Source organism: Streptomyces sp. ID05-39B (genome assembly GCF_033794725.1).
GTDB classification, from domain to species: Bacteria; Actinomycetota; Actinomycetes; order Streptomycetales; family Streptomycetaceae; genus Streptomyces; species Streptomyces bobili.
Genome location: NZ_JARGEF010000084.1, coordinates 14154 through 30100, shown reverse-complemented (window position 1 = coordinate 30100; position 15947 = coordinate 14154). Strand labels below are relative to the sequence as shown.

At 71.1% G+C, this 15947-nt stretch carries 10 protein-coding genes and 4 pseudogenes; 6 read left to right on the top strand and 8 right to left on the bottom strand.

The window, feature by feature from the left end; translation table 11 throughout:
* The 3 genes and pseudogenes from P1P75_RS19685 to P1P75_RS19675 all read left to right on the top strand — a co-directional run.
* Positions 1-1163, top strand: a pseudogene (locus P1P75_RS19685) (export associated protein); the annotation flags it as partial.
* A 292-nt stretch (positions 1164-1455) separates the two neighbouring features.
* Positions 1456-2472 (top strand): TerC family protein, encoded by a 1017-nt coding sequence (locus P1P75_RS19680; protein WP_319257099.1) that lies wholly within the window; start codon positions 1456-1458, stop codon positions 2470-2472.
* 130 nt (positions 2473-2602) lie between these two features.
* Positions 2603-3703, top strand: a complete 1101-nt coding sequence (locus P1P75_RS19675) for an ionic transporter y4hA (RefSeq protein ID WP_319257096.1) — start codon at positions 2603-2605, stop codon at positions 3701-3703.
* 432 nt (positions 3704-4135) lie between these two features.
* Here P1P75_RS19675 and P1P75_RS19670 read toward each other — a convergent pair.
* Together P1P75_RS19670 and P1P75_RS19665 are read right to left on the bottom strand one after the other, a co-directional pair.
* Positions 4136-5377 (bottom strand): annotated as a pseudogene (locus tag P1P75_RS19670) (MFS transporter); the annotation flags it as partial.
* Positions 5378-5488: 111 nt separating this feature from the next.
* Positions 5489-6535 carry an LD-carboxypeptidase gene (locus tag P1P75_RS19665; RefSeq protein WP_319257093.1) on the bottom strand — a complete coding sequence of 349 codons (1047 nt, stop codon included), beginning with the start codon at positions 6533-6535 and terminating at the stop codon, positions 5489-5491.
* Positions 6536-6665: 130 nt separating this feature from the next.
* On the opposite strand from P1P75_RS19665, the gene aroQ reads away from it, so the two are divergent.
* Positions 6666-7139: a type II 3-dehydroquinate dehydratase gene (aroQ, locus tag P1P75_RS19660; RefSeq protein WP_319257090.1), complete on the top strand. Its 474-nt coding sequence runs from the start codon at positions 6666-6668 to the stop codon at positions 7137-7139.
* A 55-nt stretch (positions 7140-7194) separates the two neighbouring features.
* Here aroQ and P1P75_RS19655 read toward each other — a convergent pair.
* From P1P75_RS19655 to P1P75_RS19640, 4 genes and pseudogenes are all read right to left on the bottom strand, one after another.
* Positions 7195-7626 (bottom strand): annotated as a pseudogene (locus P1P75_RS19655) (ATP-binding cassette domain-containing protein).
* Positions 7627-7708: 82 nt separating this feature from the next.
* Positions 7709-7927 (bottom strand): annotated as a pseudogene (locus P1P75_RS19650) (amino acid ABC transporter permease); the annotation flags it as partial.
* A 300-nt stretch (positions 7928-8227) separates the two neighbouring features.
* The gene (locus P1P75_RS19645) at positions 8228-8884 is read right to left on the bottom strand and encodes an MBL fold metallo-hydrolase (RefSeq protein ID WP_319257087.1); all 657 of its coding nucleotides are present in this window, start codon (positions 8882-8884) and stop codon (positions 8228-8230) included.
* A gap of 10 nt (positions 8885-8894) precedes the next feature.
* Positions 8895-9581, bottom strand: coding sequence for a maleylpyruvate isomerase family mycothiol-dependent enzyme (locus P1P75_RS19640; RefSeq protein ID WP_319257084.1), 687 nt, complete (start codon positions 9579-9581; stop codon positions 8895-8897).
* A gap of 222 nt (positions 9582-9803) precedes the next feature.
* Between P1P75_RS19640 and uvrA the strand changes: the two genes are divergently transcribed.
* Positions 9804-12851, top strand: coding sequence for an excinuclease ABC subunit UvrA (gene uvrA / locus P1P75_RS19635; protein ID WP_319257081.1), 3048 nt, complete (start codon positions 9804-9806; stop codon positions 12849-12851).
* Between the two features lie 57 nt (positions 12852-12908).
* On the opposite strand, the gene P1P75_RS19630 is transcribed toward uvrA, so the two are convergent.
* Positions 12909-13856, bottom strand: coding sequence for a carbohydrate kinase (locus tag P1P75_RS19630; RefSeq protein ID WP_319257078.1), 948 nt, complete (start codon positions 13854-13856; stop codon positions 12909-12911).
* A gap of 328 nt (positions 13857-14184) precedes the next feature.
* Between P1P75_RS19630 and P1P75_RS19625 the strand changes: the two genes are divergently transcribed.
* Complete coding sequence (locus tag P1P75_RS19625) at positions 14185-14610, top strand: Rieske 2Fe-2S domain-containing protein (RefSeq protein ID WP_319257075.1); 426 nt, start codon at positions 14185-14187, stop codon at positions 14608-14610.
* A 51-nt stretch (positions 14611-14661) separates the two neighbouring features.
* Here the strand turns inward: P1P75_RS19625 and P1P75_RS19620 are convergent, their stop codons facing one another.
* Positions 14662-15666, bottom strand: coding sequence for a hypothetical protein (locus P1P75_RS19620; protein WP_319257071.1), 1005 nt, complete (start codon positions 15664-15666; stop codon positions 14662-14664).
* Positions 15667-15947 lie beyond the last annotated feature (281 nt).

The window sequence follows — 15947 nt, the reverse complement described above, 5'->3', positions numbered from 1 at the left end:
CCGCACCCCCGGCCGAGCCCGGCCGGTCCGCGCAGCCGGTCGCCGGTGACGCCACCGGCTGGTCGATGGAGGAGCGCCTCTACAACCAGGTCTGGGGCATGTTCGAGGACCTGGCCCGCAGCACTGCCGCATACCGCAGCGCCGTCGACTTCGCCGACACGCGGATGGACAGGGAACTCGACGACGTCCTCTCCGACCCGCGCAGCCGGATCGGCGGTCAGGGCGACGCGGCCCGCGAGTCCGCTCGCGCCAAGCACGCCCAACTCGTCGACCAGGCCCGGCAGGTCCTGGACCGGGACCTCGCCCAGCTCGCCGCCGAGGCCGACGTCGTCGAGCCGGCCCTGCCCCCGGCCTACGCGCGCTGGGACAACCCGGCCTGGCACGCCTACCGCGTCCCCATGGAGATGCCCATGGCCCTGCGCCTGGGCGACCTCCACCTGCCCGAGAGCGACCGGCTGCGCATCCCGATGCTCATCCGGCTCCCGCTGGAGCGCGGTCTGTGGATCGACAGCGGGCGGACCGCAGGGCCCGACGGCTCGTTCCTCGACTCCCACGAGCTGCGCCGGCTCGCGCTGGACTCGGCCGTGGCGCACACGGCCCGGCTGCTGGCGGTCCATCCGGCCGACGAGTTCACGGTGCATGTCCTCGACCCGGCCGGTTCGGGTGCGCAGGCGTTCGCCCCGCTCGTGCACGGCGGCGTGCTCGCGGCGCCGCCCGCCGTGGGCGCGGCCGGTGTGGCGGACATCCTGACCCGGCTCACCGAGCACGTCGACCTGGTGCAGATGGCGGTGCGCGGCGGCGCCGCCGACTCCCTCCCCCCCGACTTCGACACGGCCCAGCAGCTCCTGGTCGTCAACGACTTCCCGCACGGCTTCGACGACCGTGCCGTGACCCGGCTCCGCTACCTCGCGGACGAGGGCCCGGCGGTAGGCGTCCACCTGATGCTGGTCGCCGACCGTGAGGACGCCGCCGGTTACGGTCCGTTGCTGGACCCGCTGTGGCGCGGGCTGATGCGCCTCACTCCGGTGCCGGACGACCACCTCGCCGATCCCTGGGTCGGACACGCCTGGACCTATGAGCCGGCCCTGCTGCCGCCTGGCAGCCAGGTGCTCCAGCAGGTCCTCGCGCAGGTCGCCGAGGCCCGCCGCCTGTGGCGGAAGTGATCCGCTTCCGTCGTTTGTCAAGTATCCGTAAAGGCCGCCTGACCAGGCGACTTAGCCTTTCTTTTGCCGAGCACTTTACCTTTTCTTGGTAATTGGGGTACTGTTTTTCCCACGGAGGGGAGTACTCCCTGTCTGCTGCGGCGTACCCGTCAATACGGATCAGGCCTGATCCCGGGGCGTCGGCCCGTGTGGTCCCGTGCGCATGCTGTGCGCCGGGACCCGGGGTGGAAGAGACCTCCGGCAGCGCGACGACGCTGATCACCTGCCGTTACGTACTGCCGGAGGCGCAGCAGTGGATGTTTCCCTGACCTTGTGGGTCCTGACCATCGTGGGCCTGAGTGCCCTCATCGCCATCGACTTCTTCATCGGCCGCAAGCCGCATGACGTGTCGATCAAGGAAGCCGGTATCTGGACCGTCGTCTGGATCGCCCTGGCCGGGGTGTTCGGCCTCGGCCTGTTCCTCTTCGGCGGGGGCGAGCCCGCCGGAGAGTTCTTCGCGGGCTTCATCACCGAGAAGTCACTCAGCGTCGACAACCTCTTCGTCTTCGTCCTGATCATGGCGAAGTTCGCCGTCCCCTCGCAGTACCAGCAGAGGGTCCTGCTCGTCGGCGTGCTCATAGCCCTGGTTTTGAGGGCGATCTTCATCGCCGCGGGCGCCGCGATCCTCGCCAGCTTCGCCTGGGTGTTCTACCTGTTCGGCGCCTTCCTCATCTGGACCGCCTGGAAGCTCATCCAGGAGGCCAGGGCCGACCAGGAGGACGAGGAGTTCGAGGAGAACAAGCTGCTCAAGGCGGCCGAGCGCAGGTTCGGTGTCGCCGACCGCTACCACGGCACCAAGCTGTGGATCGAGCAGAACGGCAAGCGCGTCATGACCCCGATGCTGGTCGTGATGCTCGCGATCGGCTCCACCGACGTGCTCTTCGCCCTCGACTCGATCCCCGCGATCTTCGGCCTGACGCAGGATCCGTACATCGTGTTCACGGCCAACGCGTTCGCGCTGATGGGCCTCAGGCAGCTGTACTTCCTCATCGGCGGCCTGCTGAGGAAGCTGGTCCACCTCAGCTACGGCCTGTCGATCATCCTCGGCTTCATCGGCGTGAAGCTGGTGCTGCACGCGCTGCACGAGTCCGGGGTCCACGTCCCCGAGATCAGCATCCCGGTCTCGCTCGGTGTCATCTGCGCCGTCCTGATCGTCACCACGATCACCAGCCTGTGGGCCTCCAAGAGGCAGGCGGCGGCCGAGCAGGCGGCTGCCGAGAAGCCGGGAACCGGCAGCGAGGGCTCTGCGAAGGACAGCATCGACGTCTGACCACGCGGTACGTGGGGACGGCCGCCGGGAGCGGTGCGCGGCGAAGCGCCGGGCACCGCTCCCGGCGCTTGCGCAGTCCGCTCGCGTCGACCGAAATGCATGGTCCGCACCGCTCTGCGACGATCACTGCATGATCGCTCGGCTCAGGTCGCTCACGATCCGCTGGACGTCCGTCGTGCCCGCGCTCGCCGGCGTCCTGCTGATCCTGACCTGGGGCCGTGACCTCGCCCCGGTGGTCGTCGCCGTGATCACGGTCATCCTGGCCGGAGCCGTCCTGGCGGCCGTGCACCACGCCGAGGTCGTCGCCCACCGCGTCGGCGAACCCTTCGGCTCCCTGGTGCTCGCCGTGGCCGTGACGATCATCGAGGTCGCGCTGATCGTCACACTGATGGCGGACGGTGGCGACAAGGGCTCGACCCTCGCCAGGGACACGGTCTTCGCGGCCGTGATGATCACCTGCAACGGCATCGTCGGCCTGTGCCTCCTGGTCGCCTCCCTGCGCCACGGCACGGCGATCTTCAACCCCGAGGGCACCGGCGCCGCCCTGGCGACCGTCGCGACCCTGGCCACCCTCAGCCTGGTCCTGCCGACCTTCACCACCAGCAAACCGGGACCGGAGTTCTCCACCGTCCAGCTCACCTTCGCCGCCCTGTCCTCACTGATCCTCTACGGCCTGTTCGTGGCGACCCAGACAGTCCGGCACCGCGACTACTTCCTGCCTGTCCCCCGCGACGGAGACATGGTCATCGGGGACGACCACGCCGCCGTGCCCTCCTCGCGGACCGCGGTGATCAGCCTGAGCCTGCTCGGCCTGGCCCTGATCGGCGTGGTGGGGCTCGCCAAGGGAGTCTCGCCCACGATCGAGGAAGGCGTGGAGGCCGCCGGGCTTCCCCATGCCGTCGTCGGAGTGATCATCGCGCTGCTCGTGCTGCTCCCCGAGACCATCGCCGCGCTGCGCTCCGCCCGCCGCGACCGGATGCAGACCAGCCTCAACCTCGCGCACGGCTCCGCGATGGCGAGCATCGGCCTGACCATCCCGGCTGTCGCCCTGGCTTCTCTCTGGCTCGCCGGCCCACTCGTCCTAGGCCTCGGCCCCACCCACATGGTGCTGCTCGCGCTCACTGTCGTCGTCAGCTCCCTGACCGTCGTACCCGGACGGGCCACGCCTCTCCAGGGCGGCGTGCATCTGGTGCTGTTCGCGGCGTATATGGAGCTGGCGATCAATCCTTAGGGCCAGGCCACCGGCCTCCGCCCCGGCCTCGACCCCGGCTTCCGCCTCGGCTTCTGCCTCGGTCCCGGCTTCCGCCTCGGCTTCTGCCTCGGTCCCGGCTTCCGCCTCGGCTTCTGCCTCGACCCCGGCTTCCGCCTCGGCTTCTGCCCCGACCCCGGCCTCGGTCCTGGCCTCGGTCCCGGCCTCGACCCCGGCCTTGGTCCCGGTCCCGGCCTTGGTCCCGGCCCCGGCCCCGGCCTCGGCCTCCGCCACGGCCTCCGTCATGGTCCCGGCCACGGCGACGGTCCCGGCCACGGCCACAGTCCCGGCCTCCGCTCCGGTCCCAGCCCCGGTCCCGGTCCAAGCTCCGGTCTCCGCCCCGGCCACGGCCCTCGGTCCCGGGCAGGAGGCGGCCCTCGGCGCCGGCCGTGGCTCCGGCCCCGTCCGCGCCGCCGGTGCCGGCCGGGTCTCCGGCAGCAGGGCGAAGCAGCCGAGGCTGAGCAGTGCGATGCCCGTCAGATAGGCCCCCACTCCCCAGGGGACGCGCCCCGAGTGCTCGGCGAGTGCCGTCGCCGCGAGGGGCGTGAGCGCGCCGCCGAGCACTCCGCCGAGGTTGTAGCCGACCGCCGCCCCCGTGCAGCGGATCCTCGGCTCGTACAGTTCTGGCAGGTAGGCGGCGATGACGGCGAACATGGTGACGAAAGCGAGCATGGCACCGAGGAAGCCCAGGAACATCGGCAGCGGCTCGCCCGTGCCCAGGAGGGCGACCAGGGGGAACATCCACAGCGCGGCGGCGGCACAGCCGGCGAGGCACAACGGCCGCCGCCCGTAACGGTCGCCGAGCAGGGCCGCCACGGGTGTCAGCGCCCCCTTCACCAGCACCGCGGCCATGATGCAGGTCAGCATGACGGTACGGCTCACCCCGAGCCGTTCCGTCGCGTAGGCCAGCGACCAGGTCGTCACGGCGTAGAAGATCGCGTACCCGACGGCGAGTCCGCCGGCGGTCAGCAGGACGAGCCGCCAGTGGGAGCGGACCACCTCGACGAGCGGCACGCGCGCGGGGGCCTCGATCTCCAGAAACCGTGGGCTCTCGGGCAGTGACGACCTCAGCCACAGCCCGAGCACCGCCAGCACGCCCGCCGCCCAGAAGGGCACCCGCCAGCCCCACTGCGTGAACTGCGCCTCGGTCAGCGTCGCGGACAGCGCCAGCACCACCCCGTTGGCGAGCAGGAAACCCACCGCCGGCCCGATCTGCGGAAAGCTCGACCACAGCCCGCGCCGCCCGGCGGGCGCGTGCTCCGCCGTCAGCAGCACCGCGCCGCCCCATTCCCCGCCGAGCCCCAGCCCTTGCAGGAACCGCAACACGAGCAGCAGCACGGGAGCCGCCACCCCGATCGAGCCGTACGTCGGCACGCATCCGACCGCGACCGTCGAGGCACCCGTCAGCAGCAGGGAGACGACGAGGACCGGCCGGCGTCCGCGCCGGTCCCCGATGTGACCGAAGAGCACCGACCCCAGCGGCCGGGCCACGAAGCCCACACCGAACGTCGCGAAGGCCGCCAGCGTTCCCGCCAGCGGCGAGAACGTCGGGAAGAACAGCGGTCCCAGGACAAGCGCGGCGGCCGTCCCGTAGACGAAGAAGTCGTAGAACTCGATGGCCGTCCCGGCGAGCGAGGCGGCCGCGAGCCGCGGCATGGAGGGCGTCTGTGCGGTGCTTACGGTCTGTACGTCGTGCATGCCGCGTCAACTACCCACCGTGACCGTGAGTTACGGGGGCGCACGGTGTCGCGACGCGTGTCGTGGGGCTCAGTAGGTGACGGTGATGCGCTGGTGCGGGCCGTCGACACGGATCGTCCCGCCATAGGGGAGTACGAGCTGCGGGTCCGTGTGGCCGAAGTCCACGTCGAAGACGGCGAGGGTGTCGGGCGCATACGTCTCCAGTGCGCTCAGCACGGCCTCGTGCTGCTCCACGGCGTACCGGGCGGCGTCCGCGGGGCTGTTGGGCTGCTCGAAGGACCAGGTCTTGGCACGGGCCATCAGCAACGCGGAGAACCGCTGCAGGAGGCCACGCTCGCCCATGTTGCGCAGGGTCCGGAAGACCTCCGTACCGCTGGGCATCTCCTCCGAGGTCTCCAGGAACAGCACGCCGCCGTCGTACACCGACAGGTCGTGGGAGATCTCGCGGTCGGCCATCAGGAGCCCGCCGAGGATCTCCAGGCAGCCGCCCCAGCCACGGCCCTCGACCACATGGTCGGCGTTGCGCCAGATCCAGCCGGTGCCCGGCCGGGTCTCCGGTTCCGACTGGAAGGTCGCCGGTTCGGCCCAGTCGCGGTTGATGTCGTTCCAGCGCTCGGCGGGCCGCAGTTCGTAGGGTCCCGAGGTGAACAGGGCCGCCCGCAGGGACTCCGCGGTCAGCGGGTCCATGGCCACCGGCCGCCCGAGCTGCACCATCACGGTCGCACCGTGATAGCCGACGATGCCCGTGTTGTACAAGAACGCGAGCAGGTTGGTGTTGTCGCTCATCCCGAAGAACGGTTTCGGATTGGCCCGGATCAACTCGCGGTCCAGCAGCGGCAAAACGGTGATCTGGTCGTCGCCGCCGATCGAGGCGATGACGGCCTTGATGTCGGGGTCGGCGAAGGCCGCGTGGATGTCGTCGGCCCGCTCCTGCGGCGTCGCGCCCATCTTGCGGGTCGTCGGGTACTCGACCGGCTCGAGGCCGAACTCCTTGCGCAGCCGTTCCAGGCCCAGTTCGTGGGGGACCGGGAAGAGGCCCGGGAGGCCGGCGCCCGGCGAGAGGACGGCGATACGGTCACCGGGCGAGGGCTTGGGAGGATACGACGGTGTGATCATGCCAAGAGGCTAGGGCTTCGGGGCCTGCTGTTTCACCGTGATAAAACCGGCTCCCACGTGCCGTGATAGACCGGGTCCGAGCAGCGGTCCGACGGGCCGCCCCACGCCGAACGGACCGGAGGAAGCCCCCGTGCCCCGCACCCTGGCCAACGCGCCCATCATGATCCTCAACGGCCCTAATCTGAACCTGCTGGGGCAGCGCCAGCCGGAGATCTACGGCTCCGACACGCTCGCCGACGTCGAGGCACTCTGCGCGAAGGCAGCGGCGGCGCACGGCGGCACGGTGGACTTCCGGCAGTCCAACCACGAGGGCGAGCTGGTGGACTGGATCCACGAGGCACGGCAGAACCACTGCGGCGTCGTGATCAACCCCGGCGCCTACTCGCACACGTCGATCGCGATTCTCGACGCGCTCAACACCTGCGACGGACTTCCGGTGCTGGAGGTCCACATCTCCAACATCCACCAGCGGGAGTCCTTCCGGCACCACTCGTACGTCTCCCTGCGCGCCGACGGTGTCATCGCGGGCTGCGGAGTGCAGGGTTACGTGTTCGCCGTGGAGCGCGTCGCCGCGCTGGCGGGGGCCGGCCAGGCGAGCACCTGAGCACCGGCCACGCGGTAAGCACCGGCCTCCCGGGGGGCGCCCCTTACCGGCGTACTCAGAGCCGTCCCGCCTCCACGATCCGCCGCAGGAAGCGCCGGGTGCGCTCCCGCCGGGGATCGCCGAAGACCTGCTCGGGGGTACGCGCCCGCCTTCCCGCCCAGTCCGAGCCGCTCCAGCAGCCCCCTGGCGTGCTCCTCGGCTTCCGCGCGGACGACCCCGTGCACCCGGCGAGGAGCGAGCGTGATGTTCTCCAGCACCGTCATGTGCGGGACAGGTTGTACGCCTGGAAGACCACGCCGATACGGCGCCGTACCGCGTCCGGGTCGGTACGCGGATCGGTGATCTCCTCGCCGTCCAGCCAGATCGCCCCGTCGTCGATGTCCTCCAACAGGTTGGCGCAGCGCAGCAGCGTGGACTTGCCGGAGCCGGAGGCACCGATCAGCGCGGTCACGGTGTGCGGGGCGACCTCCAGGTCGACGTCCCGCAGGACGACCGAGTCGCCGAAGGTCTTGCGGACGGCCTCCGTCCGAGCACGGGGGAGCCGTTGGGGGACGCGGGCGCGTCGCTCTGGCGATGAGCATGCCGAGCACCAGGACGGCGGCTCCGCAGACGAGCAACAGCCTTACGTTCAGCCACAGCCCTTCGAGGACCTTGGGAAACGCCTCGCGCGCGTACTGCCCGTCGAAGAACGTCTCCTTGGTGCGCTGCCAGCCGGGCGCGCTCACCACGACCAGGTGGAGGACGACGCCGGTGACCAAAATGGAGGCCGCGGCGATCGCCGTCGCGCGGCCGCATGGTGGGAACAGGTGTTGCGGTCTTGTGGACACGGGGGACCAGAACGCGCCGGGGCCGCCGGTCGAGGGCGGGGAACGAGACCGGCGGCCCGTCCGCGCCGGAGCCGTCGTCCCGCGCGGGGCTGCCACCAGTTGACCGCGCCGTCAGGCGCGCGGGGAGCGCGCGCGAGCTGTCGGCGCGTGCGCGGCTTTCACACGGGGAGCGCGTGCGGCTGTGCGCGCCCCGTGGGTGCAGGGTGCCGTGCGCGCGCCCAGGGCCAGGTACGCACCTGACGCCAGGTGCGAGGGCGGACTTCACCACCCGCGCGCGTGCCACTCCGGCAGGTGCGGGCGCTGGTCGCCCAGGGTGGTGTCGTTGCCGTGTCCCGGATAGACCCAGGTCTCGTCCGGGAGCACGTCGAAGATCTTCGTCTCGACGTCGTGGATCAGGCGGGCGAACGCCTCGGGGTCCTTGCGGGTGTTGCCCACACCGCCCGGGAACAGGCAGTCGCCCGTGAACACGTGCGGGTGCCCGTGCGGGTCGTCGTACACGAGGGCGATCGAGCCCGGCGTGTGTCCGGCGAGATGGCGCGCGGTGAGCGGCACGTGGCCCACCCGGATCACGTCGCCGTCGTCGACCAGGACGTCCGTCGGCACCGGAATGCCCTCGGCGTCCTCCCGGCCGGCGTACGTGCGCGCGCGGGTGGCCGCGACGACTTCGGCGAGCGCCTGCCAGTGATCTCCGTGCCGATGAGTGGTGACGACGGAGGCGATGCCGTCGTCACCGATCATGCCGAGCAGCGTCCGCGCGTCGTTCGCCGCGTCGATCAGCAGCTGCTCGTCCGTGGCCCGGCAACGCAGCAGATAGGCGTTGTTGTCCATCGGGCCGACCGCGATCTTGGTGATCATCAGGTCCTTCAGCTCATGCACGTCCGCCGAGCCGCCGACCCGCACCTCTCCGCTGTACGTCATGACCGCCAGCCTATAGCGGGGGCAGGACCGGGAGCGGCCCGCCGTGGACGGTCGGCGGGGAGCCTTCGGGGCGCCCTGCGAGCCAGCCCAGGAGGTCGGCACCGGAACCGGTGACGGTCACCTCGGGGCTGTCCGCCTCCCGGCCGGTGCGCCACACGCGCGTGCCGTCCGTGAGCCGTGCAGCCGCGACATCGGTGTGGCCGCCGAACCGCTCCGCCAGGAAGTCGATCTCCCGTACGACGAATTCCTCCGGCAGGTCCTCCAGCTCGTAGCCGATCCCGAGGTCCACGTGGTGCAGCTCCACCTCGATCCACCGCCGGAACGGCACCCGCGCCGCGGTGTCGGTGACGCCGTTGCGCAGTTCGACCGTGCGCGACCAGTCCGCGGGGACGGCGCCGGCCTCCTGGAAGCGGGCGGCGCTGTCCCGCAGGTCCGCGAGCTGCACGTTCAGGGGGCGGGGGGCGTCCCGCTCGATGTCGGCGTCCCGCACGACGGCGTCGGCGTACATGGGGCGGCCCCGCAGGACGTTCACCAGAGCGTCGGCGTTGCGGGCGAGATGGGCGAGGACGTGGCCGCGGCTCCAGCCGGGCAGGCGTGACGACTGCGTCACGGACGCGTTGTCCAGCTTGGCGACTGCGGTGAGCAGCCGCTCCGTCGCGTCACGTACAGACTCCAGGTCATGAGCGTGATCAATCATGGTGCTGACCTTAGCTCCGCCACCCCTTCGGGTGAAGGTGGCCGACAACCCCGGTGAATCGAATGTACGTGCTATAAGGTCGGTGGCGGCGTCGGGCATGCTGGATGGCAGGGGATTGTTGTCAACCCGTGAATCCGACCGGCGTTGTCAGTGGCTCCCCCTAGTCTGAGAAAGACGGGGGCCCCGCCCCTGTCACTTCTCTCAAGAAAGGTGCGGACCGGCGTGGCCGACCGTCTCATCGTCCGTGGCGCGCGCGAGCACAACCTCAAGAATGTCTCGCTCGACCTGCCGCGCGACTCGCTCATCGTCTTCACGGGCCTGTCGGGGTCGGGCAAGTCCTCGCTGGCCTTCGACACGATCTTCGCCGAGGGGCAGCGGCGCTACGTCGAGTCCCTCTCCTCCTACGCCCGCCAGTTCCTCGGCCAGATGGACAAGCCGGACGTCGACTTCATCGAGGGGCTCTCCCCCGCGGTCTCCATCGACCAGAAGTCGACCTCGCGCAACCCGCGCTCCACGGTCGGCACCATCACCGAGGTCTACGACTACCTGCGTCTGCTCTTCGCGCGCATCGGCAAGCCGCACTGTCCCGAGTGCGGACGCCCCATTTCGCGCCAGTCGCCGCAGGCCATCGTCGACAGGGTGCTGGAACTGCCCGAGGGCAGCCGTTTCCAGGTGCTGTCGCCGCTGGTCCGTGAGCGCAAGGGCGAGTTCGTCGACCTGTTCGCCGATCTCCAGACCAAGGGTTACAGCCGCGCGCGGGTGGACGGCGAGACCGTCCAGCTCTCCACCCCGCCCACGCTGAAGAAGCAGGAGAAGCACACCATCGAGGTGGTCATCGACCGCCTCACGGTGAAGGAGTCCGCCAAGCGTCGGCTCACCGACTCCGTCGAGACCGCCCTCGGACTGTCCGGCGGCATGGTCGTGCTCGACTTCGTCGACCTCCCCGAGGACGACCCCGAGCGCGAGCGCATGTACTCCGAGCACCTGTACTGCACCTACGACGACCTGTCCTTCGAGGAGCTGGAGCCCCGCTCCTTCTCCTTCAACTCGCCCTTCGGCGCCTGCCCCGACTGCTCCGGCATCGGCACGCGCATGGAGGTCGACCCCGAGCTGATCGTCCCCGACGAGGACAAGTCCCTCGACGAGGGCGCCATCCACCCCTGGTCCCACGGGCACACCAAGGACTACTTCGGCCGCCTGATCGGCGCCCTCGCCGAGGCGCTGGGATTCCGGACCGACATCCCGTTCGCGGGCCTGCCGCAGCGCGCCCGGAAGGCCCTCCTGCACGGCCACAAGACGCAGATCGAGGTCCGCTACCGCAACCGGTACGGCCGCGAGCGCGTGTACACGACGCCGTTCGAGGGCGCCGTTCCGTTCGTGAAGCGCCGGCACAGCGAGGCCGAGAGCGACAGCAGCCGGGAGCGCTTCGAGGGCTACATGCGCGAGGTGCCCTGCCCGACCTGCGAGGGCACCCGGCTCAAGCCGATCGTCCTCGCGGTCACGGTCATGGAGAAGTCCATCGCCGAGGTCGCCGCGATGTCGATCAGCGACTGCGCGGAGTTCCTGGGCGCGATGAAGCTCGACGCGCGCGACAAGAAGATCGCCGAGCGCGTCCTGAAGGAGGTCAACGAGCGACTCCGGTTCCTCGTCGACGTCGGCCTGGACTACCTCTCGCTCAACCGCGCCGCCGGCACGCTCTCCGGCGGCGAGGCCCAGCGCATCCGCCTGGCCACCCAGATCGGCTCCGGCCTCGTCGGCGTGCTGTACGTCCTGGACGAGCCGTCCATCGGCCTGCACCAGCGCGACAACCACCGGCTGATCGAGACCCTCGTCCGGCTGCGCGACATGGGCAACACGCTCATCGTCGTCGAGCACGACGAGGACACCATCAAGGTCGCCGACTGGATCGTCGACATCGGCCCCGGCGCCGGTGAGCACGGCGGCAAGGTCGTGCACAGCGGCTCCCTGAAGGAACTGCTGGCCAACGACGAGTCGCAGACCGGGCAGTACCTGTCCGGCAGGAAGTCGATCCCGCTGCCCGGCATCCGGCGACCGCTCGACCCTTCCCGGCAGCTCACGGTGCGCGGCGCCCGCGAGAACAACCTGCGGGACATCGACGTCTCCTTCCCGCTGGGTGTCTTCACCGCGGTCACCGGCGTGTCCGGCTCCGGCAAGTCGACCCTGGTCAACGACATCCTGTACACGCATCTGGCCCGGGAACTGAACGGCGCGAGGAACGTGCCGGGACGCCACACGCGCGTGGACGGCGACGACCTCGTCGACAAGGTCGTCCACGTCGACCAGTCGCCCATCGGACGCACCCCGCGGTCGAACCCGGCGACCTACACCGGCGTCTTCGACCACGTCCGCAAGCTGTTCGCCGAGACCACCGAGGCGAAGGTCCGCGGCTACATGCCGGGCCGCTTCTCCTTCAACGTCAAGGGCGGCCGCTGCGAGAACTGCGCGGGCGACGGCACCATCAAGATCGAGATGAACTTCCTCCCGGACGTCTACGTCCCGTGCGAGGTCTGCCACGGCGCCCGCTACAACCGGGAGACCCTGGAGGTCCACTACAAGGGCAAGTCCATCGCCGAGGTCCTGAACATGCCGATCGAGGAGGCGACCGAGTTCTTCGCGGCCGTCCCCGCGATCGCCCGTCACCTCAACACCCTCAAGGACGTCGGCCTCGGCTACGTCCGTCTCGGGCAGGCGGCGACCACCCTGTCCGGCGGTGAGGCCCAGCGCGTGAAGCTGGCCAGCGAGCTCCAGAAGCGCTCCACCGGCCGCACCGTCTACGTCCTGGACGAGCCGACCACCGGTCTGCACTTCGAGGACATCAGCAAGCTCCTCAAGGTGCTCTCCGGCCTCGTGGAGAAGGGCAACACGGTCATCGTCATCGAGCACAACCTCGATGTCATCAAGACCGCGGACTGGGTCGTCGACATGGGCCCCGAGGGCGGCGCGGGGGGCGGCATCGTCGTCGCCGAGGGCACACCGGAGGAGGTGGCCGGGATTCCGGCCAGTCACACCGGCAAGTTCCTGCGCGAGGTCCTCGGCGACCGCGTCAGCGACGCGGAGCCGGTGAAGGCCCCGCGCCGGGCGGCGGCGAAGAAGGCGGTCGCGGCCAAGGCGACGGCGCGCAAGACGGTCACCGCAACGGCGGCCACCGCAAAGGCGGCCACCAAGGGGACCGCCGACAGCCCGGCGGCGAAGAAGGCCACCGGGGCCACGAAGAAGGCGGCTGCCGCGAAGAAGACGGCACAGAAGTAGGACGCCGCACAGGCGGACGGGCGCCCCGCGGGAAACCTCCCGCGGGGCGCCCGCCGTTCACAGTTCGCCGAGTTCGCCGAGTTCGCCGAGTTCGCCGAGTTCGCCGAGTTCGGCGGCGTACGGCGGCTCCGCGCCGGCCCGGGAGCAGGTGACCGCCGCCGCGCGGGCCGCAAAGCGCAGCAGCCGTTGCCAGCCGTCGTGGCCCAGGCCCGCGACGGCCGCCGGCGACAGGGCGTCCTGGACCGACAGGGCGTGCAGCAGCGCCGCGTTCACGGTGTCGCCGGCGCCGATGGTGTCCACGACGTCGACCTTCTCGCCGGGCACCGGGTACACGGAGCCGTCCTGGGTGAAGGCGGTCAGCCCGTCACCCCCGTGTGTGATCACCACGGCGGCGGGCCCGGCGGCCAGCCAGTCGCGCGGGGTGCCGCCCAGCCAGAGGGCGTCCTCCTCGGAGAGCTTGAGCAGGGACACCGAGGGCAGCCAGCTCCTGAAGCGGGCCCGGTAGGCGTCGGCGTCGGGGATCAGACCGGGCCTGATGTTCGGGTCCAGGGCGGTGAACACGCCCTGCCCCGCCGCCGTCCGCAACAGCTCCTCGTACGCGCTCGCGCCCGGCTCCAGGACGAGCGAGCAGGTGCCGAAGGACACCGCCCGGCTTCCGGCGGGCAGCCCGGCCGGCGCGGTGAACAACCGGTCGGCGGTGCCCTCGACGTAGAAGGAGTAGGCGGCCGAGCCGTTCCCGTCGAGCGTGGCGACGGCGAGGGTGGTCGGCTCCGGGCCGCGCTGCACCGCCGAGACGTCCACCCCCGAGTCCCGCAGCCTGTCGAGGAGCGCCTCGCCGAAGGCGTCCCAGGAGATACGTGAGCAGAAGGCGGTGGGGGAGCCGAGGCGGCCCAGGGCCACGGCCGTGTTGAACGGGCCGCCGCCCAGGGCCGGCCGCAGAGCCGCGAGGGCACCCGAGCCCCTCGGTACCAGGTCGATCAGGGCCTCACCGGCGACGACGATCACGGGGCGTTCCTCTCTCCGGTGGCTCGGTGAGCCCACCGCTCGGCTGTCGGTGACCCAGGGTGCCATGGGCCTCGCGCGTCTCAAGGGCTTCTCGAAGTCGCCGGGGCGGGCCTTCACGTCCGCACAACCCCGCGCGCTCCTTCGCGACCCCGGCACAATCCGATGCATTCCGTGGCAACCCGACGCCGTCCGGCCTGATCCCTGCCGGTATCGTGCGCGGGGCGGCGACCCGCGCACGACACCGGCGCCGTACGTCCGTCCCCACGGGGCACGTCCGTCCCCACGGGGCGCGCCTCGTCCCCCTCCCGCCCGAACCCTGGAGATCCTCATGCCCGCCCGCCCGTCAGCGACCCGTCGGACCGTCCTGCGGGGAGCGGCGCTCGTGCCTGCCGCCGGGCTCGGCATGGCCGCCTGTTCGCCTGCCGGCGGGACCACCGCGCCCGCCACGCCGACCGCTTCGGTCGAGCTGGGCGCGGACGGCGAGGTCGCCAGGGGAGGCGCCAGGCTCTACCGGGACCACAACGTGGTGGTCAGCCGCTCGGCGAGCGGCGAGCTGAAGGCGTACAGCTCGGTCTGCACGCACGCGGGATGCCCCATCAACAAGCTCGACGGGACGACTCTGATCTGTCCCTGCCACGGCAGCGAGTTCGACGCCACGAGCGGCGAGGTGCTGAAGACGCCGGCGACCGTGCCGTTGAACGCACTCCCGGTCAGGACCGAGAACGGCAGGATCGTGTCGGGGCCGGCCGCCTGACCCCACCGCCGCGCCGCCCGTTCCGCGGTCGCCCGCGAGCGGGCCGCACGGTCACTCCCAGTCCCATCCGATGCCCACCGCGCCCGAGCGCACCCGCGGCTCGACGAGGTGCACCGAGCGGTGCCGGCCGACGGCGAGTTCCTGACGGCCGCCGCGCGGGGCCGCCGGGGAGTGCCGGGTGAAGCGGTGGCAGCGCACCGGCACCGCGTTCTCGTCGAACCGGACCTGGAGGGCGTACTGGCCGCCCGGGGCGCCGAAGCCGCGCACGTACTCACGGCAGGCCCCGGCGGTGCCGTCCTCGACGGCGTAGCCGAAGAGGAAGGTGTCACCCGCGCGCAGCCGGGTGCCGAAGAGGAACTCGGCCACCAGGACCCCGGTGTCGTGGTGCCGGCGGATGCGGCCGGTCCGGCAGTTCTCCAGGGCCCGCACGCTCATCCCTTCCGGGACGCAGCCGGGATCCCCGTGGTGGACGGCGACGAACCGGTCGACGCCGTCGCGGTGGGCCCGCACGATGTGCTGCGACTCGCGTTCCAGCAGTTCGCGGCATGTCCCGATGCGGACCCGCTCGTGATGGCCGAGCGTGTGCAGTCCGTCGTCCGCAGGGCACTCCAGTTCGACGAACAGTTTCTCCAGGGCGTCCGAGGCCGCCAGGAACGAGCGGTACGTACGGCCCGTCGGCTGACCTGCGGCCGCCTTCCCGTCGGTCTCCGCGAGCAGCCGGATCAGGGACTCGTCCGGCAGCTGGAGGATCTCCTCCAGGGCGCGTACGGCCCTGAGCGACTCGGGGCGCTGGGGGCGCCGGGCCCCCTGCTGCCAGTAGCTCAGGCTCGTGACGCCGACCTTGACCCCGTGCCGCGACAGATGGTGCTGGACACGCTGCAGCGGAAGCCCACGGGCGGAGATCGCGGCGCGCAGGGCGACGTGGAAGGGACCGACCCGCAGGGCGGCGTCCAGTTCCGCGGCGGCGACGCCGGAGACGGACTCCGTGACGGACTCCGCGTCCGCCTGCGTGACGGTGTGCGTGACGGCGTCCGCGTGCTGTGGGGCGTGCGGCATGCAGGGGCCTTCCTGTGAATGCGCGCGACGGCTGGTCGGACCGTTCGCGCGGGTGACCGGGCCGCCCCATGACGCGGGGCCGCGCCTTCACATCCGTGGCGTGAGGTTCACCGCCCGGAGTTCCCCCGCATTGAAGCGTGTTGACCTAGTCCCGACAACAGTTGACGCCGGAACGCGGTGCGTCCGTGGCCGAGTCGGGGCCACACCCGCGTCCCCGTTCGCATCCTTGTCACGTCCCCGTCGAGTCCTGGCCGCGTCCCCTCCGCCGCCCCGGACACCCC

What these genes read in the sequence shown, in the direction of transcription:
- P1P75_RS19675 (WP_319257096.1), top strand. Translation starts at nt 2,603, where the DNA reads ATGATCGCTCGGCTCAGGTCGCTCACGATCCGCTGGACGTCCGTCGTG.
- P1P75_RS19665 (WP_319257093.1), bottom strand. Translation starts at nt 6,535, where the DNA reads ATGATCACACCGTCGTATCCTCCCAAGCCCTCGCCCGGTGACCGTATC.
- P1P75_RS19645 (WP_319257087.1), bottom strand. Translation starts at nt 8,884, where the DNA reads ATGACGTACAGCGGAGAGGTGCGGGTCGGCGGCTCGGCGGACGTGCAT.
- P1P75_RS19640 (WP_319257084.1), bottom strand. Translation starts at nt 9,581, where the DNA reads ATGATTGATCACGCTCATGACCTGGAGTCTGTACGTGACGCGACGGAG.
- P1P75_RS19625 (WP_319257075.1), top strand. Translation starts at nt 14,185, where the DNA reads ATGCCCGCCCGCCCGTCAGCGACCCGTCGGACCGTCCTGCGGGGAGCG.
- P1P75_RS19620 (WP_319257071.1), bottom strand. Translation starts at nt 15,666, where the DNA reads ATGCCGCACGCCCCACAGCACGCGGACGCCGTCACGCACACCGTCACG.